This is a genomic window from Methylomonas rapida (genome assembly GCF_024360925.2).
GTDB lineage: Bacteria > Pseudomonadota > Gammaproteobacteria > Methylococcales > Methylomonadaceae > Methylomonas > Methylomonas rapida.
On the sequence record NZ_CP113517.1, the window covers coordinates 4,088,862 to 4,107,719 of the forward strand.

Here is an 18,858-nt window from a genome sequence, read left to right on the forward strand (position 1 = left end):
ATGCAAACCGCTGAACAATTGCGCTTCAATGCCGAAGAATACCTGACCTGGGAAGAACGGCAAGCCGAAAAGCACGAATTCGTCGCCGGCGAGGTATTTGCGATGGTCGGTGCAAGGCAGGATCATGTCGTCGTATCGGGCAATATTTTCGCAGGCCTGAAACAAGGCTTGCGCGGCACGCCATGCCGGGCTTACATTTCCGACTTGAAACTGCACGTCGAAGCCGCCGATGCGTTTTTCTATCCGGACGTCATGGTGTCCTGCCATCCGGACGACCTGAAAAATCAGCACTATATTTCGCATCCAACGCTGATCGTCGAAGTGTTGTCTGACACTACGGCCGCCTATGATCGCGGCGGCAAATTTGCCGCCTACCGTAGCCTGGAGTCATTGCAAGAATATGTCATCGTTGACATAGACGCCCGCCGGGTCGAGTGCTTCCGCCGCACCGCCGATAACGATTGGCTGCTGCACGACTATCACGGCGATGCCGATTGCGAATTCCAGAGCTTGGGCATCAGTTTCAGCCTAGCGGATATGTTTGAAGACATTGAACCCGTCTAAATTTTTAGACCACAACCAGCCACGCACATGAGCATCAACCCCGATTCCAACCTACAGTTTTCGCCGCTGCATCGCCTGCAATGGGAAGAGGCCCAGCAAAAATACGTGATACTCTACCCGGAAGGCATGGTGGAGCTGAATCAAAGCTCGGCCGAGATACTGAAACTTTGCGACGGCGCCCATAACTTGCCGCAAATCGTCGCCGAACTCGAAGAAAAATTCGCGACCCAGGGCCTCGGTAACGACATCCACAACTTTCTGAACATCGCACTGCAAAATGGCTGGATCAGACAAGACTAAACCTACTCCGCCGCGCTGGCTGCTGGCGGAACTCAGTTACAAATGCCCGCTGCAATGCCCGTATTGCTCCAATCCTCTGGATTACGCCAAATATCCCGAAGAACTCGATACCGAGGACTGGAAACGGGTTTTAAGCCAAGCCCGCAAGATGGGGGCCGTACAACTAGGCTTCTCTGGCGGCGAACCATTGACCCGACAAGATTTGACAGAACTGGTGCGTTACGCCCGCGAATTGGGTTATTACTCCAACTTGATCACGTCCGGCTATGGCCTGACCGAACAGAAAATCATCGAGCTGAAACAAGCCGGCCTCGACCATATCCAGGTCAGCATCCAGGCCAGCACCCAAGAACTCAACGACCACATCGCCGGCACCGCAACCTACCAGCATAAACAGGAAGTCGCCCGTCTGGTCAAAAAGCACGGTTACCCCATGGTGCTGTGTGTGGTGATCCACCGGCAGAACATCCACCAAATGCCCCAGATTCTGGAAATGGCGGACAACCTCGGCGCCGATTATCTGGAATTGGCCAATACCCAATACTACGGCTGGGCCCACATCAATCGCGACGCACTACTACCGACCAGGGAACAATTCGAGGAAGCCGAAAGAATCGCCCAAGCCTACAAGGAAAAAGTCGCCGGCAAAATGAAGATTTATTACGTGGTACCGGACTACTACGAAGACCGGCCCAAGGCCTGCATGAATGGCTGGGGCACCACCTTCCTGACCATCGCTCCGGACGGTACCGCGCTACCCTGCCACTCCGCCCGCGAACTACCTGGCCTGGATTGCCCGAACGTCAAGGATTTCAGCATCGAACAAATCTGGAACGAATCCAAGACCTTCAATTTCTTCCGCGGCACCGACTGGATGCAGGAACCTTGCCGCAGCTGCGACGAAAAACATAAAGACTTCGGCGGCTGCCGCTGCCAGGCATTCTTATTCAGCGGCGACATGTACAGCACCGACCCCGTCTGCAGCAAATCGCCGAACCGGCATCTAGTCGATCAAGCCATTGCCTCGGCAAGGGAAACGGCCTTGGCTGGTGACGAGCAGCCATTGATATTCCGTAATAGTAAAAATTCCAGGCAATTGTTTTGAGTATGCGTCAGCCCCCTGACTTACGCTATTCAATGATAGGACAACGGCGAAATCGCCAATAAGCGTACACCTTGCCGTCGATGGTAACCGATCAGCGGCATGATGCCTTGAGACAATAACGCATTGGCTTGAGCTTCGGTTAAAACCGTTTCGGTTCCCGGTTGCAAAATTCGCTCGTCGTCCTTCGTAAAAGCAAAGCCTGGAATATCGGCAAAAAACAAGGCTTCTTGGGCATTTTCCGCCCGACACAATCGGATCAGGGCACGAGCGCAAAGAAAAGCCGGATTGCCCCATGACAGCTCATCGACGTGCGGCACGGCGGAACACTCTTCGAAGGCCAAGGTTTCCAAGGGGGCGCGCTTTTCGCCATACGGTAAACGCAACAAATAGCGCGGATAAGCGAGTATCACACTACCCGCGTTAATGCCCTGAACAAGATTCCTTTTTTCCGCCTGCCCTGCGGCGGGCAAAATGGCGTTTTCTATCAAAGAAGCGTCGGCAGCCGCCAAAAAATGCCCCCCACAGGCATTCGCCAATCGTCCACATAAACCGAGTAACTCAACATCGCTCTCGCCAGCCGAGAAACGATAATCGCCAATCAACAACACCTCCCGCTCGCCGTCGCCAGTCTGCAGATGTTGTAGCAGTTTTTGCCGCAAGCCCTGCCCTCCGCTTTGCACATCGGCCAATAATTCGGCCTGGCTTATATCGACCAAAAACACGCTTTGTTCATCCGCGAAATCTTCATTCAGCAAGCCAGCCGTCGCCCGCCACAGCGACTCTAGCGCCTGAAAACCGGGTTGCCGCAAAATGATGCGTAGATATTGACTTATCGTCGCGTCAATCAGACCGAGCAAGCGTTGATGACGCACCTGGACGGTCGGGCTGATATGGGGCGAAACAATCCGTTCGATCAGACGATCGACGCTCTGGGCTTGCAGCATGGTTGATTCAGGTTTTCGACCAAGCAGGCGCTCCAACATTTCCGCTTCAGTTTCGTGAGGCTCCTGTGTTTCTAAAGCATCTTCCTTGCCGGCCTCATCGGCCGGCAAAAAAGCTTGGATTTTTGCCGCCGCCTTGTCGGCCGTGACCGGATTGCTCAATTCCCGTTTTAACGCCAACAAATCAGCGATTATTGGCACTTTTGGCAACCAAACATCGGGATGAAAATCCTCCAGCGCTTGAAACCGCAATCTCAGCCCTGACTCCCATTCGAACGTTGGCTCGACTTGAGCCATGACCCGATCAAACTCATCCAGGGTAACCGGGATGATTTTTCGCAGCCCTAACGGAACGCTCGTCCGGCCGGAGAAATTGCCTAAAACATAGATCCGATAACATCCATCGCTATTACGCTCATGGTCTTCGCCTGCCCGCTTAAAATCCACTGTAAAATCGATTCTGCCCGACATGATGTCTCCCTTGGCGTTCGTCATTTGGAATTGAAGACAGTATCAAACCCCAACGTTTCCAACAAGCTCGGCGTCTCGACCTGACTTATCCGCTTCCCCGGTAACGGCAGATGAGGCGTTTAATGCTAAAATTTCGCTTCCTTAATTACTGACTGCGCCGCACCATGAATGCTCCTGCCGCACTTTACGAATCCTCCCTGCCACATTTGAAACTGCTCGGGCGCGGCAAGGTCCGCGACATGTACGAGATCGACGATCGCCATTTACTGATCGTCACCACTGACCGTATGTCGGCTTTTGATGTGATTTTGCCAGACCCGATTCCGGGTAAGGGCCGTGTATTGACTCGGGTGTCCAACTTCTGGTTCGAAAAAATGCGGGATATTATCCCCAACCACTTGGCCGACGACCTGACGCTGGAACAAGTGGTGCCGGACGCCGAATTGCGGCGCCAGATCGAAGGCCGCGCCATCATCGTCAAACGCCTGAAACCGCTACCCGTTGAAGCCATCGTGCGGGGTTATCTGATCGGCTCGGGCTGGAAGGATTATCAAGCCAGCGGCTCTGTGTGCGGGATTCAACTACCGGCAGGCCTGCAACAGGCGCAACAACTACCGGAACCGATTTACACCCCTTCCAGCAAGGCCGAAGTCGGCGTACATGATGAGAACATCAGCTTTGCCGACACGGCGGCATTGATGGGGCAGGACCTTGCCGAGCAGGTGCGCGACGCCAGCTTGAAGCTGTATACCACCGCAGCCGAATATGCCCGCCAGCGCGGCATCATCATCGCCGATACCAAGTTTGAGTTTGGCTTGGACGATGCCGGCAAACTGTATTTGATAGATGAAGCCTTAACACCCGATTCCTCTCGTTTCTGGCCGGTCGAGCAGTATCAGGTCGGCATCAGTCCGCCCAGTTTTGACAAGCAATACCTGCGCGATTATCTGGAAACCCTGGATTGGAACAAAACGGCGCCCGGCCCGAAATTACCGGCCGAAGTGGCGCAAAAATGCGCGGAAAAATACCGGGAAGCCGAGCAAAAACTGACCGGCAATTAAACTTTTCCTAACCCATAAAAAAGGCCGCAGCGGTTTGAATCGCTGCGGCCTTTTTATTTTGCTGGCGCTAAAGCTTACTCGTCGACATCCAGTTCTTCCGCCGCCAGTTTTTTACCCGGCAAATAATTAGGCGCCACGCTGATCAGAATGGTCAGGAAAGTTGCCATATACGGCACTGCCTGCACCGCCAACACCGCCACCCAGAGATGACCGCTAGTATTATTGAACTGCGGCTCCATACGCATCGCGACGATACCCGCAATCAACAAACTCAGCAGCAAAAGCTCCTGCCAAATCACCAGCAAACCGGCAATCAACGGACCTTGCGCTTCGTATTTCGGCGTCCGCATGAAGGGCTTTCCGGACGTGAACAGGCCTTGCAAGGTCCCGCGTGCCACCGTGTGCGTCAAGGACAAACCCGCCAAAGCCGCTCCCAAGGCTTGAAGGGTCGAACATGCCACCCGCGCCTTATAAAGCCACAAGCCACGCCCCACCTTGAACGCAAACAGGCCGATGGTCGGCAATAAAAAGGCATTGATCGGCAATTCACTGTGCAGCGGATTCAATACCAGCATCGTGGTCAGTATCAAGCTGGCGCCCGTGAACAATAAGGCCAGCGCATCGGAAAACCAGGGCAACCAACCGGCAACAAAGTAATAACGCTGGGCCGGAGTCAACGCAGACTTTTTGTTCGGCAAGAAATGACGCCAATGCTTTTTGATGATTTGCATCGCGCCATAAACCCAGCGGAAACGCTGCGTCATGTAGCCCGAGAACGTATCCGGCATCAAGCCGCGGCCGAACGATTCCTTGCAATAAACGGAATCGTAACCGGCTTCATACAGGCGCAATCCCAGCTCACTGTCTTCGCAAATACACCATTCGCCCCAGGGCCCGACTTTTTCGAAGGCCGACTTGCGCACCATCGTCATCGTGCCGTGCTGAATGATGGCATTGTATTCGTTGCGCTGCACCATGCCGATGTTGAAGAAACCGGCGTATTCCCAATAGCACATGTCCTTGAAGGTGCTTTGATGGGCATCGCGATAATCCTGCGGCGATTGCACGAAGCCGACATTTTCTTGATCGAAATACGGCACCATGCATTTCAGCCAATCCGGCGACAGAATATAGTCGCTGTCGATGACCGCAATGATTTCGGCGTCTTCGGCGGTATTTTCCAAGGCATAGTTGATGGCGCCCGCCTTGTAACCCGGCCAATTATCCAGATGGAAAAAGCGGAACTTCGCCCCCAAACGATCGCAATCTTCTTGCACCGGCATCCAGACGGCAGGATCCTTGGTGTTGTTATCCATCACCAACACTTCGTAGTTTGGATAATCCACCTTGGCCAGCGCATTCAAGGTCTTGCGCACCATTTCCGGCGGCTCGTTATGAATCGGCAAATGAATGGACACTTTCGGATATTTGAAATCGGGCGACGGGGTTAGCGGCTGAAAGGTGCGCCGGCCTTTTCGATGCCACAATACTTCCGCCAACTCCAGGCTTTCGGTCAGCAATACCAAAATCGCCATGGCCTGCATCATCAGCAAAATGCTCCAGAACACCACGGAAAAACTGGTCTGATACTGGGCCGCCGCGATAGAGGCCGACCAAAACAACACCGAAGCCGCCAGATTGGCCACGATGCCGAATAACAACTTGCCAGGCAGTTTCAGGCTTTTGCGCTTGAATAAAAACGCTGCCATCAAGATCATGCTCAGCAATGCCGCGCCGGTGGCAAAGTTGCGCCACATCGGGTTGGCGACCACTTCGCCCTCCATGGGAAACTTGGGCTGGCGATCGGCATTGAACAAACCCCAGTAAGCACCGGCCGTACCCTCGAGCTCGATTTTCCAGGGCTGATCAAAGGCCTCGATCACGTAATAAATGATGTTTTCCGCGGTCGCCCGGTTCAGGAAAGCCCGTAAAAACTTGGCTTCGTTGATCAGCGACGCGCTAGCCGCACCTCGCGGCGGCCCGTCTGAAGGCCAGCCTGTCTCGGTGATCACGATAGGTTTGTTAGGGTAGAGCTGTTGCAATTCATAAAAACGCTTGAACACATAGTCTACCGCGGCATCGCCCTCGGCCCCCTCGGGCAAATCGACAGGCACCCCCTCCCAATAGGGCAGGATGTGCACACCGATATAATCGACCTCAGCCACCAAAGCCGGATTGGCGGCCCAGATATCCCAGGTTTCCGAGGTACTGACCGGTTTCCAGGTATTTTTTTTGACTTCCCGGATATATTCAATCAACTGATTGGCTTTTTCCGCGACCTTGACCTTGACCTCGGCCTCGATCTTGTCTTTGATTTCCTGCTCGCTCAGCTGGCCTTTGTATTGCGCCCGAATCTGTTCCGAAATGGGGCCGGCCAATTTGGCGCGCACCCTGAGCAAGGACTCGTTGCCCACCAATGTACGCAGGATGGTCTTGGGGTAATTATTGGTCAGATTGATCAGGCTCTGGATTTCCCGGCGATTTTTTTCTTCGAACTTTTGCCTGTCTTGCTCGGTAATGTCGTCGTCAAATAAATCTATCCAGGCCCCCATCGCCAAATTGATGCGATTTTGCGCCGCAAGCTCGGGAACGACTTCCATGCCCTCGGTAGAGGTATAGGTTCTGATCGAGTGGACTTTGTCAGCCAACAGTTCCAAATCTTCTTGAACTTGCGCGGGCGTCGGATAGTTTTTCTTTTCTGGATTAAAGTCTTTGCGGGTCCCGTTATACGTCACCCCCATCATCGTACTGCTCCAGGACGGCAAATGCAGCGGGTTGTTGATGTAGGACCAGATGGCAACGTTGACCGCCACCAGAAAAACCACGGTGAATAAAGTAGCTAGTTTTGCTTTCATTTCGAGCAAGACACTCCAGATCAGGAAGAGGCGAGATTAAAGAAGATACTTAAAATTGATCGACAATAACTGTAGTCGATGTTCATGTTGTCGTTAATAATTTGGCGCCGCGGCTAACCGGCGGCTATAAAAAACCCCGCGCGGCGAGCCCAAAGCAACTGGCAAATCGAACTTCAAGAGCCCTAATTTGCTATGGCTTGCTTAGACCAAGCTTAAGCGGGGTTTGGTAAGAAAAACTTATTTCAAGGACAAGGTTTCGGCACGACCACTCGTTTCGACGCTCAACTTGTCTTCTTTCAGCAACCACCCAATCGCACGCTGGACTTCATTTTTACCCAGCCCAGTCTCGGTGGTAATCTTAGTGACGCTGGCTTCACCATTTTGATCCAGGTAATGCCAGATTTTACCGGCAGCTTCACCAATTACATCTCTCATTTCAACACCTCACATTTCAGCAAAAAAACCTTTTTCAGCCTACAGTCGCTTTGGCATGTCGTCGTCTTGTAACCGCGGTTTACCGGTCTTCTGGCAACACAATGTTCAATTCAAGTGTTTCCTGATTACCATCTTGTTCAAAATTGACCGTAATGGCATCTTGGCCCACGTTAACGTATTTTTGAATGACTGCCAAGAGCTCTTGCTGTAACTGCGGAAGATAGGACGGTTGGTTTCGCGACGCGCGTTCGTGCGCCACCAGAATCTGCAACCGTTCCTTCGCCAACGAGGCGGAACTGGGTTTCGATGACCTGAAATAATCCAAGAGACTCATCACTTACTCCCGAATAACTTGCTAAACAAGCCTTTCTTCTCTTCCTCAATGAAACGGTGAGGTTTATTCTCACCTAAATAGCGCGCGACGATGTCTTGATAAGCTTGACCCGCATCGCTTTGCTCGTCCAAGATAACCGGCGTTCCCGAGTTGGATGCATTCAAGACCGATTTTGACTCCGGAATCACCCCCAACAAATGTAGCGACAAAATTTCCTGGACATCGTCCACGCTCAGCATTTCTCCGAGCTTCACTCGATCAGGCGAGTAGCGCGTCAATAGCAAATATTCCTTAATCGGTTCTTCGCCTCTTTCGGCGCGGCGCGATTTACTGGCCAATATGCCCAACATGCGATCGGAATCACGCACCGAGGACACTTCCGGATTGGTCACGACAAAGGCGTCGTCGGCAAAATACATGGCTAAGGTAGCACCACGCTCGATGCCGGCCGGCGAGTCGCAAACGATGTATTTAAAATCTTTTGCCAATTCTTCGAGGATTTTGCCCACGCCTTCGGTGGTCAGCGCATCTTTGTCGCGGGTTTGCGAAGCGGGCAATATATAAAGTTGATCGCAACGTTTGTCCTTGATCAATGCCTGCTTCAGGGTCGCCTCGTTATTGATGACGTTAACCAAATCATAGACGACTCGACGCTCGCAACCCATGATCAAATCAAGATTACGTAAACCCACATCAAAATCGATAACCGCGGTTTTATGGCCTCTCTTTGCCAGGCCCATTGCGATAGCCGCGCTGGTTGTGGTCTTACCCACGCCACCTTTTCCTGACGTTACGACGATTATTCTGGCCAAAGTTGTTCCTCCGAGAAAAGCTTAAATATCTTTAATAATAAGTGTTTGATTATCCAAACTGATTTGGACTGGCTTATGCGCTGTTTCCGGGCTTAAATCATCGCTGAGTTGATAAATGCCTGCAATTGAAATCAACTCAGCCTGCAGGTCAGAACAAAAAATCCGGCTCTCGACATTGCCCAAAACTCCGGCCAACGCCCGTCCCCGCAACGTGCCATAAACATGTATGTTGCCTTCGGCCATGATTTCAGCGCCTGCGCTGACGGTAGCCGTTACGATCAAATCGCCTTTGGCATAAACGCGTTGCCCGGAACGAACGGGTTGCGTAATCAATTTGTTTTCGACGAGGGGCTCTGATTGCTTTATTTCTTCCGCATCAGGCACTGGCAATGTTTTGGGTGCCGGTTTTTCAGGCATCGCGCTATTGACGCCATGCATGGAAAGAACCGGAAGATTCAGCGCCAAAGTGTCTTGATTCTGTTTTTCCGTTCCGCCACGAATTCCGATCGGCATGAATGCTTGCTTACGCACCAGCGCAATCAAGGCAGGAACATTGATATCCAGGTTTTGGTTGTTGAGCTTCTGCAAATCGATCAGCAACGGCGAATTCCTGAAGAAATCCGGCGCTTGCGCGACTTTCTCGAGCAGCTGTTGCTGAATTTGCTCGACATCATTACTGTTCAACAATAGCACCGGCACAGTCAATGACGTGCTTTTAAACTCTAGAACGACTTTTTGCAAGGAAGGGGCCTCGGTTGACATAGAGTTTTCAAACAGAACCAGCTATTTTAACGTGGCAAATACTATCATTTTCCACCAGGAAAAGCATATAGACAGTTAGAGCAGGAACAGGGTTGCCAAGCCCAAAAACGCCATGAAGCCGACCACATCGGTCACCGTCGTCAGCAGCACCCCGCCCGCCAATGCAGGGTCTATCCCCATGCGATCCAAGGCGACCGGAATAGCCACGCCCGAAAGGGCGGCGCAGACCAAATTGATCATCATCGCGGCACCTAGTAAAAAGCCCAAATGCACGTCGTGAAACCAGAACGCCGCGACACTGGCCACGACCACCGACCATATCAAACCATTCACCAGGCCTACGGAAATTTCCTTGAAAAACAGACTCACCGTGTTGCCGGCCGAAACTTGCCGCAATGCCAAGCCCCGTATCACCAGGGTCAGGGTTTGACTACCAGCTATCCCTCCCATGCTGGCGACGATAGGCATCAACACGGCCAGCGCCACGATTTGCTGAATCGCATCTTCAAACAAGTCGATGACCCAGGCGGCCAGAAACGCCGTCAACAAATTGATGCCCAACCAAACGGCGCGCCGTTTGGCGCTCGTCATGACCGGCGCAAACATATCGTGTTCTTCGGTCAAACCAGCCATTCCCATCAGGGAATGCTCGGCCTCGGCTCGGATGACGGGCACCACGTCATCTACCGTAATGAGACCGATCACTTTTCCATCGTCCGCCAATACAGGTACCGACAGTAATTTACGCTGTTCGAACAACACCGCCACATCGCGAGTAGGCATGCGGTAGGAAATGGTTGTAGCCTTGGCATCCATCACTTCCGCCACTTTCTTGTGCGGATCGTGAGACAAAAACTGGCTGAGCGGTAATAGGCCTTGAAATTGCTCTTTACGATCGACGACGATCAAGCTATCGATCGTGGCTGGAATTTTGCCCCGCAGCCTGAGGTAGCGCGCGGCCACATCCAGGGTCACATCGCCCCGCACTGTCAATAACTCTTGCGACATCATGCCGCCGGCCGTATGTTCGTCATAACGTAACGATTGCTCGAATTGGGCGCGATTATTCGTACCGATCGTCTCAATCACTTGCGACAATAAGGGTTCGGGTAACACATGCAATAAGTCGACCATTTTATCCGAACCCAAATTCTCGCTCGCCGCGATGAGGTCCTTTCTGTCGGTGATTTTCAACAGAAAACTGCCCACATCGACGTTGACTTCGACCAATATCGTACCCATTACGCTGGGCGGAATCACCGACCAAATCTTGGTCCGCTGCTCCGGCCCCAAGGATTCCAGGACATGCGCGGTCTCGGCGGGATAGAGCGAGCGCACGAAATCTCTAACCGCGACTTGAGAACCTTTAGCCAGCACTTCGATTGCCCTGTCGACGAGTTGCTTACTGTTTTCTTGTTGTAAAGTTGACGTCATAGAAAATTAGAAATAGATGGCTCAAGCGCCAATTAACGCATCTCGCGATGCCGAACAATCACGTTCGGAATGATGCCTCGAAAATGTTTGCCGAGTTCTTCCACCAGAAAAACCGAGCGGTGTTGCCCGCCCGTGCAGCCTATCGCAATCGTCAGATAACTGCGGTTATCCGACTCGAATCGGGGCGCCCAGCGCTCTATGAAACCGCTTATATCCTGCAAAAACTCGCTGACGACGGTTTCATGCCGCAAAAAGTCGATGACAGGCTGATCCTGTCCATTGAGCCCGCGTAATTCCTGCACCCAATAGGGATTCGGCAAACTGCGGGCATCGAATACGAAATCAGCATCCAGTGGAATGCCATATTTAAAACCGAACGACTGAAACAAAATCGATAAATTGTTTTTACCCTTTTCCCCCAGCCGGTTCTTCAACAAGTCGCGCAGCTGATGGTAGTGGGTATAGCTGGTATCGATGACGACATCCGCATGGGCCGCGACCGGACGCAGCACATCCTGCTCAATATTCAGCGCCTCGCGCAGAGGCCTTTGCGCCGTGGTCAAAGGATGCCGGCGCCGGGTTTCACTATAGCGTTTGAGGATGATTTTTTCCTCGGCCTGCATATAGACCACCTGGCAGTCAACACCTTTATGCCGAATGGATTCGAGGATCTCCGGAAAAGCCGCCAGTTTTTCGGTTTGATTGCGCGCATCAATGCCGATGGCGGTTTTTTTATAGGTTTCCCTGTTATCCTCCAGCATGACATGGTCAATGAAATTCTGCAGCAAGGCCACGGGCAAGTTATCGATGCAGTAATAACCGCAATCTTCCAGTGTATCCAGAGCGATACTTTTTCCCGAGCCCGATAGGCCGCTGACGATGACCAGTTTCATAAATTCGTAGGCAGGGTAACTAGAGCCACCCTGCCATGTTTAGCGGCTAGTTAACGATGGTTTTGGATTTTTTCTTTATGCTTGACGATTTGCCTGTCAAGCTTGTCGACCATGAAATCGATCGCCGCATACATATCTTCCTGGGTGTCTTCTGCATAAAGCTTGGCGCCGCTGATTTGCACGGCCGCTTCGGCTTTTTGCTGCAGCTTTTCAACAGTCAAAATGACGTGAACATCCACCACATTGTCGAAATGACGTTTGATTTTGCTGATTTTTTCCTCGACATAGGCCTTCAATGCCTCGGTGACTTCTACGTGATGACCTGTGATACTGACTTGCATGGGAATACTCCTGTTTATAGAAAATGTACTTCCTGATGGGATTAAATTAGCCTTTTCCGCTGGCTGGTCGAAGGAATCGACATGGCTTCGCGATATTTGGCAATGGTGCGACGCGCCACTTGGATGCCCTTCTCATTCAATAAGTCGGATATTTTACTATCGCTTAATGGTTTGGCCGGATTTTCGTTGCCGACCAACTCTTTTATCAGTGCCCTTATCGCCGTAGCCGAGCACTCGCCCCCCCCGTCCGTGCCGACATGACTGGAGAAGAAATATTTAAATTCGATCACGCCTTGCGGCGTATGCATGTATTTTTGCGTGGTGACGCGGGAAATCGTGGATTCGTGCAAACTCAATTCTTCGGCAATGTCCCTCAGCACCATGGCCTTCATCGCGATCGGGCCATGTTCGAAAAAATCGCCCTGTTTTTCGACGATACTTTTCGCGACCCGCAGCAAGGTGTCGTTGCGACTGTGCAAACTCTTGATGAACCAGCGCGCTTCCTGCAGATGGTTTTTCATGCTGACATTGTCCTGGCTATTATCGGCACGTTTGATCATGCCGGAATAGAACGGGTTGATACGCAGCTTGGGCGCGATATCCGGATTCAAGGTCACTTGCCATTGGTCCTTGACCTTGGTGACGAAGACGTCGGGCACGACATACTCGACGTCGGCTTCCTGCAAGCGCGCGCCGGGCTTGGGATCTAGCGTTCTGATCAGCGCCAGCACGCCTTTCAACTGCGCCTCGCTAAAGCCGACCCGCTTCATCAAACGATTTTGATCGCAAGTCGCCAATAATTCCAGATGCCTGCACACAAACTCCAAGGCGTCTGCCTTATACGGCGTATCGTCCGGTAATTGCTGCAGCTGCAAACGCAGGCAATCGGCCAAGTCCAGAGCGGCAACCCCCACCGGATCGAAATTCTGAACCATGTGCAACACTGCCCGCACCTCATCCATTTCCACGTCGTCCAGTTGCTCCAATAAACCCTGATGAATCTCGTTCAGGTCCATGGCAACATAGCCATCGTCATTGATCGCATCGATGATGGCCACCGCAATCGCGTAGTCACGCTCCGAAACGTGGGTTAGTTCCAGTTGCCAAATCAAATGGTCCTGCAAGGTTTGCGCCTTGCCGCGAAAAGTCTCGAACTCGGCGCTGTCCGCCGCATCATCGCCACCAACCGGCAGCATGCTTTCATAGACATCGTCCCAGCTGACATCGACCGGCAACTCATCCGGCAAATCGGTTTGCGAGCCTTCGCTAGTGACTTGATCGGTGTTTTCGGTTTTCTTTTCCCGATATTCCAGAGTCGGCAAATCCTCTTCTTCCGCTTCCAGCATCATGTTGGACTCGAGCGCCTGCTGGATCTCCTGCTGCAAATCCAAAGTCGACATTTGCAACAACTTGATCGCCTGCTGCAACTGCGGCGTCATTGTCAGGCTTTGCCCGATTCTGAGTTGTAAAGATTGCTTCATAACCACTCAATCCTATAAGCTAAATGTCTCGCCCAAATACACGCGGCGGACTTCCTCATTGTCGACCAGTTCCCGCGACCGGCCTTCCGCAATCACCCGGCCACCATTCAAAATATAGCCCCGATCACAGATTTCCAGTGTTTCCCTTACTTTGTGCTCGGTAATCAATATGCCTATGCCTCGATCTTTCAAATGCGCAATGATCTTTTGCAGATCGAGCACCGAAATCGGGTCAACGCCGGCAAAAGGCTCATCCAGCAAGATGAATTGCGGCTCGGATGCCAGGGCCCTGGCGATTTCAACCCGCCGCCGCTCCCCCCCGGACAAGCCCATCGCCAGTTGTTCGCGCAAATGACCGATGCCGAATTCGCCGAGCAGTTCATCGATGATCAATTCGATCTGCCCATCGGTCAAATCATCCCGTATCTGTAGAACCGCGCGCAAGTTATCGGCGACGCTCAATTTGCGAAATACGGAAGCCTCCTGCGCCAAATAACCAATGCCTAGCCGCGCGCGCCTATGCATGGGATGATGGGTAATTCGTTGATCATCCAAATAAATTTCGCCGGCATCCGCCTTGACCAAGCCAACCAGCATGTAGAAACTGGTGGTCTTGCCGGCTCCATTCGGCCCCAACAAACCGACTACCTCGCCGGTATTGACATTCAAACTCACACCATTGACGACATTACGCCGGTGATAGCCCTTGAAAAGTTGCTCCGCACTCAATCGCGCCATATCACTTAGCCGTCTTTGCCTTGGGCTTGATCACCGAATGGACGCGCTTGCCGTCCGAACTGGGTTCACCGGCCTTGAGCAACGAGTTTTTGGTGTCGTATTCGATATATTCGCTCGATTGCTTGGCATCGCCTTGCCAAACCGACGCCTTTTTCATGAAGATCAACAGGTTTTTATCAGGGTAAAATTCATTGATTAAGCCCTCTCCGTACATTTTTTCCTTACCGACCGCCGGCAATTGCTCGAATCGTGACGGATTACCCGTCGCCACCAGTTTGGTAATGGCGCCATCCTTCAAATAAACCACCAATTTGTCCGCATCGATTCTGATACTACCTTGGGTCGCCACCACATTACCAGTATAAGTACTGACTTCCGCTTTTTCATCATAGACGGCATTGTCCGAATCGATGTACACGGGTTGCTCGGAGTCGGTCTCCAGCGCAAGCGCGGGATGCGCCGATAACAGCGCAAAAATCAAACCTATGAATTTACTTAATCTCATAACGCCCTTTTACTTTGGACAATAATTTCAAGTGTATGGGACTCACAAAAGTCACCTGCATCCCTGTGCCAGACGTCTGATTGGGGGGGCTGATGATTTCAGCCCAGGCCGAGGTTTCCGCGTAATTGGTCGACAATTTGACGCGTAAATCCGATGTTTTCACCGTCAAAGCCGAATTATTTTCAGAGGCTTCGCGATCGATCAGCGCCTGCCCGTTCAATTGTAAATTATCGCCATCGGCCGCCATGATGCCGGTGTCGGACTGTATCACCCACGGCGCGGCATTGGGGTTGTATAAGGTCATCACCGGCCTATCCAGATGCGTGCTGCCATCCTGCTTGAAATGCTGCATTTTATCGGCTTTCAATTCGCTTTTTGGCTTTCCGTCCAGGTCCATTTCTTTCTTGTAATAACCCGTGCTAAAAAAGTCCGGGCTGTTTTCCGCCACTTTCATTTCCATTTCGTGCTGCTCGTACAACTGCTGCAACCACCAGCTCAGTAAGACAGCCAGCGCCACATAGACATAAAGTTGGTATTTATCCCAAAAAGTCATAAATAGGCTTGCAGCGTCAGATCAAACGTACCTTGCACCTGCATGATCAAGTCGCATACCTCACGCACGGCGCCCAGTCCGCCTGGCGTTTGCGTACACCAATCGGCGCGTTGTTTGACCGCAAAATGCGCGTCGGCCACGGCGACAGCAAAGCCTGCTTGAACCATGATCGGCAAATCCAATACATCATCGCCGACATGAGCCACTTGCACGGAGCTCAAATTCAGATTTTGCAGAATTTCGGCGAATGCGGCCCGCTTGTTTTCATGCCCCTGATAGACCTGTTCGACCCCCAGACTTTGCATCCTGAGCGCCACCGAATTGGATTTGCGCCCGGAAATGACCGCCACCTCGACACCCGTCTGCCTGAGCAATTTAATGCCATGCCCATCGCGCGCATGAAAACATTTGTATTCCCTGCCTTGATCATCGAAAAACAGACGCCCGTCCGTCAAGACGCCATCGACATCCAGAATCAACAGCTTCAACGCCTTGATTTTATCTTGTTGCTCTTGAGTCAAACCCAACATGCGGACCACCTCAAACAATACCGGCACGTAATAAATCATGCATATTTAATGCGCCTTGCAAATTTTTATTTTCATCGACGACCAATAGGGCGTTGATCTTTTTTGCCTCCATGATTTGCATGGCTTCGGCCGCCAGAATATCGGCTTGAATCACCTTGCAAGGCCGTGTCATCACATCGCAAACCCGGGTCGCATGTACATCCAGGTTTTTTTCCAGCATGCGCCGAAGATCGCCATCGGTAAAAATCCCCGCCACATGCCGATTGTGGTCGACTACCGCCGTCATGCCCAACTTTTTCTCGGTCATTTCCAATAATGCTTCGCTAACCAGCACCGTGTCAGCCACCATGGGCACTTCATCGCCGCGATGCATGATGTCACAGACTTGCAGCAACAAACGCTTACCCAAGCTGCCACCGGGATGAGACAAGGCAAAATCGTCACGGGTAAAACCTTTTTTCTGCAACAACGATACCGCCAGAGCATCCCCCATCACCAGAGCCGCCGTGGTACTCGAAGTCGGCGCCAATCCCAACGGACACGCCTCCTGTTCGACACCAACATGAATGTGCACGGTCGCCAGTCGCCCCAGGGTAGATTCAGGATTACCGGTCATGGCAATCAAAGGTACGCCCAACCGCTTAATGATAGGCAAAATCGTCAAGATTTCTTCGGTATTGCCGGAATTCGACAAGGCCAATACCACATCCTGCCGGGTAATCATGCCCAGATCGCCATGACTGGCCTCTCCAGGATGCACAAAAAAAGCCGGTGTTCCGGTGCTTGCCAAGGTAGCGGCAACCTTTCCGGCGATATGGCCGGATTTACCCATCCCGGTGACCACCACCCGCCCCTTGCAAGCCAACAGCAAGTGGCAGGCTTCGACGAAATGCTCATCGATGCGTTCAGCCAATTTGGCGATGGCCTGCATCTCGGTTTGAATCACCGCGACAGCCAATGCCTGTATATCCTGATCGCGCACCAACTCCACCACCTCATCACAAAATTAAAAAAGGAATCATTATTGCATGTTCTGATGCAGGTTTTCATCCTGAGTCATTGACTTATTCGCGATGACTCATACAAAATACCCCGCTTCAAAGCAAAAAATTCTTGTAATCTCGGCAGATGCCTAATAGCGCAAGCTCGACACACCAGATCGTCAGCATTAAAAACCTGAGTTTTTCCCGCGGGAAACGAAAAATATTCGACGACATCAGCCTCGACATTCAGCGCGGCAAAGTCACTGCGATCATGGGGCCAAGTGGCACAGGAAAAACCACGCTGTTGAAATTGATCGGCGGCCAGCTTTACCCCGACGCGGGAGAAATTCGCGTGGATGGCCAGAACGTGCATCGTCTGAAAACCAAGGAACTGTATACCTTGCGCAAGCGCATGGGCATGCTGTTTCAGAGTGGCGCGTTACTGACGGATATGAACGTTTTCGACAACGTCGCCTTCCCGCTTCGCGAACACACCCATTTACCGGAATCGATGATACGCACGCTGGTGCTCATGAAACTGCAAGCCGTCGGCTTGCGCGGCGCCCGCCATCTGATGCCCAGTGAATTATCCGGCGGCATGGCCAGACGGGTGGCCTTGGCGCGCGCGATTGCGCTGGACCCGTTGATGATCATGTACGACGAGCCCTTTACCGGCCAGGACCCCATATCGATGGGCGCATTGGTGCACTTGATCAAATCACTGAACACCACGCTGGGATTGACCAGCATCATCGTTTCCCACGATGTGCAAGAGACTGCCGCCATTGCCGACTACATCTACGTGCTATCCGACGGCAAGATCGTTGGCCAGGGCACGCCGGCCCAATTGGCGCAATCCGACTCGGCCTGGGTGCAACAGTTCATGAACGGCGACGCGGATGGACCCGTGCATTTCCACTATCCAGCCAAGGATTATCTGGACGATTTACTGACCACTCGCTGAAACGATCACACCATGCTCGAATACCTAGAACAACTGGGAAAAACCACCCGACACAGCTTTGCCAAGCTGGGCCGCGGCTCATTTTTCCTGCTGCATGCCTTGGCCGGCATCCGTGAAATCCTGCCTCGCCCCAATTTGCTGGTCAAACAAATATATTCGGTCGGTGTGCTGTCATTCCTGATCATCAGTATTTCCGGCTTGTTCGTCGGCATGGTATTGGGACTGCAAGGATTCAACATTTTGTCCGACTTCGGTGCCGAAGAATCGCTCGGAGTCATGGTCGCCGCCTCGCTGGTGCGCGAACTGGGCCCCGTAGTGTCGGCCTTGTTGTTCGCCGGCCGCGCAGGCTCGGCACTGACCGCCGAAATCGGCCTGATGAAAGCCACCGAACAACTGTCCGGCATGGAAATGATGGCGGTCGACCCCATCTATCGCATCGTCTCGCCGCGCTTTTTGGCCGGTTTTTTATCCATGCCATTGTTATCAGCGCTGTTCAGCGCAATCGGCGTAATGGGCGGGCACTTGGTCGGCGTGGGCATGCTGGGCGTCGATGACGGCGCGTTCTGGGCGCAAATGCAAGCCAGCATCGACTTTCATGAAGACATCGTCAACGGCATCATCAAGAGCATCGTGTTCGGCTTCGTCGTGTCATGGATCGCCTTGTTCGAAGGTTACGATGCCATTCCGACCTCCGAAGGCGTCAGTCGCGCCACCACCCGTACCGTGGTGAACTCCGCTTTTTCCGTACTCGGACTCGATTTCATCTTAACCGCTCTCATGTTTGGAGATATTTAAC

Annotated in this window: 21 protein-coding genes; 6 read left to right on the plus strand and 15 right to left on the minus strand. The window is 52.4% G+C overall.

What is annotated here, in order from left to right:
• The 3 genes from NM686_RS19325 to pqqE are packed head-to-tail and all read left to right on the plus strand — an operon-like array spanning position 1 to position 1,969.
• Positions 1-564, plus strand: coding sequence for a Uma2 family endonuclease (locus NM686_RS19325; RefSeq protein WP_255189451.1), 564 nt, complete (start codon positions 1-3; stop codon positions 562-564).
• Between the two features lie 27 nt (positions 565-591).
• On the plus strand, positions 592-864 hold the full coding sequence (gene pqqD / locus NM686_RS19330; protein WP_255189452.1) for a pyrroloquinoline quinone biosynthesis peptide chaperone PqqD: 273 nt from the start codon (positions 592-594) through the stop codon (positions 862-864).
• The gene (gene pqqE, locus NM686_RS19335) at positions 842-1,969 is read left to right on the plus strand and encodes a pyrroloquinoline quinone biosynthesis protein PqqE (protein WP_255189453.1); all 1,128 of its coding nucleotides are present in this window, start codon (positions 842-844) and stop codon (positions 1,967-1,969) included. The genes pqqD and pqqE overlap by 23 nt, the downstream gene beginning before the upstream one ends.
• Before the next feature lie 29 nt (positions 1,970-1,998).
• On the opposite strand, the gene NM686_RS19340 is transcribed toward pqqE, so the two are convergent.
• The gene (locus tag NM686_RS19340) at positions 1,999-3,381 is read right to left on the minus strand and encodes a type VI secretion system contractile sheath domain-containing protein (protein ID WP_255189454.1); all 1,383 of its coding nucleotides are present in this window, start codon (positions 3,379-3,381) and stop codon (positions 1,999-2,001) included.
• 164 nt (positions 3,382-3,545) lie between these two features.
• Here NM686_RS19340 and NM686_RS19345 point away from each other — a divergent pair, with 164 nt between their 5' ends.
• Positions 3,546-4,442 carry a phosphoribosylaminoimidazolesuccinocarboxamide synthase gene (locus tag NM686_RS19345; RefSeq protein WP_255189455.1) on the plus strand — a complete coding sequence of 299 codons (897 nt, stop codon included), beginning with the start codon at positions 3,546-3,548 and terminating at the stop codon, positions 4,440-4,442.
• Positions 4,443-4,516: 74 nt separating this feature from the next.
• On the opposite strand, the gene NM686_RS19350 is transcribed toward NM686_RS19345, so the two are convergent.
• The 14 genes from NM686_RS19350 to NM686_RS19415 form a co-directional block, all read right to left on the minus strand.
• Positions 4,517-7,297, minus strand: coding sequence for a glycosyltransferase (locus NM686_RS19350; protein WP_255189456.1), 2,781 nt, complete (start codon positions 7,295-7,297; stop codon positions 4,517-4,519).
• Between the two features lie 237 nt (positions 7,298-7,534).
• A complete protein-coding gene (locus NM686_RS19355) occupies positions 7,535-7,732 on the minus strand; it encodes a winged helix-turn-helix domain-containing protein (protein WP_255189457.1) in 198 nt (65 codons plus the stop codon).
• 79 nt (positions 7,733-7,811) lie between these two features.
• Positions 7,812-8,066, minus strand: coding sequence for a cell division topological specificity factor MinE (gene minE, locus NM686_RS19360; protein ID WP_255189458.1), 255 nt, complete (start codon positions 8,064-8,066; stop codon positions 7,812-7,814).
• Positions 8,066-8,878, minus strand: coding sequence for a septum site-determining protein MinD (gene minD / locus NM686_RS19365; RefSeq protein WP_255189459.1), 813 nt, complete (start codon positions 8,876-8,878; stop codon positions 8,066-8,068). The genes minE and minD overlap by 1 nt, the downstream gene beginning before the upstream one ends.
• 21 nt (positions 8,879-8,899) lie before the next feature.
• Positions 8,900-9,640, minus strand: a complete 741-nt coding sequence (gene minC / locus NM686_RS19370; protein WP_255189460.1) for a septum site-determining protein MinC — start codon at positions 9,638-9,640, stop codon at positions 8,900-8,902.
• A 75-nt stretch (positions 9,641-9,715) separates the two neighbouring features.
• Positions 9,716-11,074: a magnesium transporter gene (gene mgtE, locus NM686_RS19375; RefSeq protein ID WP_255189461.1), complete on the minus strand. Its 1,359-nt coding sequence runs from the start codon at positions 11,072-11,074 to the stop codon at positions 9,716-9,718.
• Positions 11,075-11,106: 32 nt separating this feature from the next.
• Complete coding sequence (gene rapZ, locus NM686_RS19380) at positions 11,107-11,967, minus strand: RNase adapter RapZ (RefSeq protein ID WP_255189462.1); 861 nt, start codon at positions 11,965-11,967, stop codon at positions 11,107-11,109.
• Positions 11,968-12,017: 50 nt separating this feature from the next.
• The gene (gene hpf, locus NM686_RS19385; RefSeq protein WP_255189463.1) at positions 12,018-12,308 is read right to left on the minus strand and encodes a ribosome hibernation-promoting factor, HPF/YfiA family; all 291 of its coding nucleotides are present in this window, start codon (positions 12,306-12,308) and stop codon (positions 12,018-12,020) included.
• Between the two features lie 41 nt (positions 12,309-12,349).
• Complete coding sequence (locus tag NM686_RS19390) at positions 12,350-13,789, minus strand: RNA polymerase factor sigma-54 (RefSeq protein ID WP_255189464.1); 1,440 nt, start codon at positions 13,787-13,789, stop codon at positions 12,350-12,352.
• 12 nt (positions 13,790-13,801) lie between these two features.
• Positions 13,802-14,527, minus strand: a complete 726-nt coding sequence (gene lptB / locus NM686_RS19395; RefSeq protein ID WP_255189465.1) for an LPS export ABC transporter ATP-binding protein — start codon at positions 14,525-14,527, stop codon at positions 13,802-13,804.
• Position 14,528: 1 nt separating this feature from the next.
• Entirely contained in the window at positions 14,529-15,032 is a 504-nt protein-coding gene (gene lptA, locus NM686_RS19400; RefSeq protein ID WP_255189466.1) for a lipopolysaccharide transport periplasmic protein LptA, read from the minus strand.
• Positions 15,019-15,585 carry an LPS export ABC transporter periplasmic protein LptC gene (gene lptC, locus NM686_RS19405; RefSeq protein ID WP_255189467.1) on the minus strand — a complete coding sequence of 189 codons (567 nt, stop codon included), beginning with the start codon at positions 15,583-15,585 and terminating at the stop codon, positions 15,019-15,021. Before lptC ends, lptA begins: the two co-directional genes overlap by 14 nt.
• A complete protein-coding gene (gene kdsC / locus NM686_RS19410; protein WP_255189468.1) occupies positions 15,582-16,115 on the minus strand; it encodes a 3-deoxy-manno-octulosonate-8-phosphatase KdsC in 534 nt (177 codons plus the stop codon). Before kdsC ends, lptC begins: the two co-directional genes overlap by 4 nt.
• A gap of 10 nt (positions 16,116-16,125) precedes the next feature.
• Positions 16,126-17,046 (minus strand): KpsF/GutQ family sugar-phosphate isomerase, encoded by a 921-nt coding sequence (locus NM686_RS19415; RefSeq protein WP_269023008.1) that lies wholly within the window; start codon positions 17,044-17,046, stop codon positions 16,126-16,128.
• Between the two features lie 197 nt (positions 17,047-17,243).
• Here NM686_RS19415 and NM686_RS19420 point away from each other — a divergent pair, with 197 nt between their 5' ends.
• On the plus strand, positions 17,244-18,062 hold the full coding sequence (locus tag NM686_RS19420; RefSeq protein ID WP_255189469.1) for an ABC transporter ATP-binding protein: 819 nt from the start codon (positions 17,244-17,246) through the stop codon (positions 18,060-18,062).
• 12 nt (positions 18,063-18,074) lie between these two features.
• Positions 18,075-18,857 carry a lipid asymmetry maintenance ABC transporter permease subunit MlaE gene (gene mlaE / locus NM686_RS19425; RefSeq protein ID WP_255189470.1) on the plus strand — a complete coding sequence of 261 codons (783 nt, stop codon included), beginning with the start codon at positions 18,075-18,077 and terminating at the stop codon, positions 18,855-18,857.
• Position 18,858: the final 1 nt, after the last annotated feature.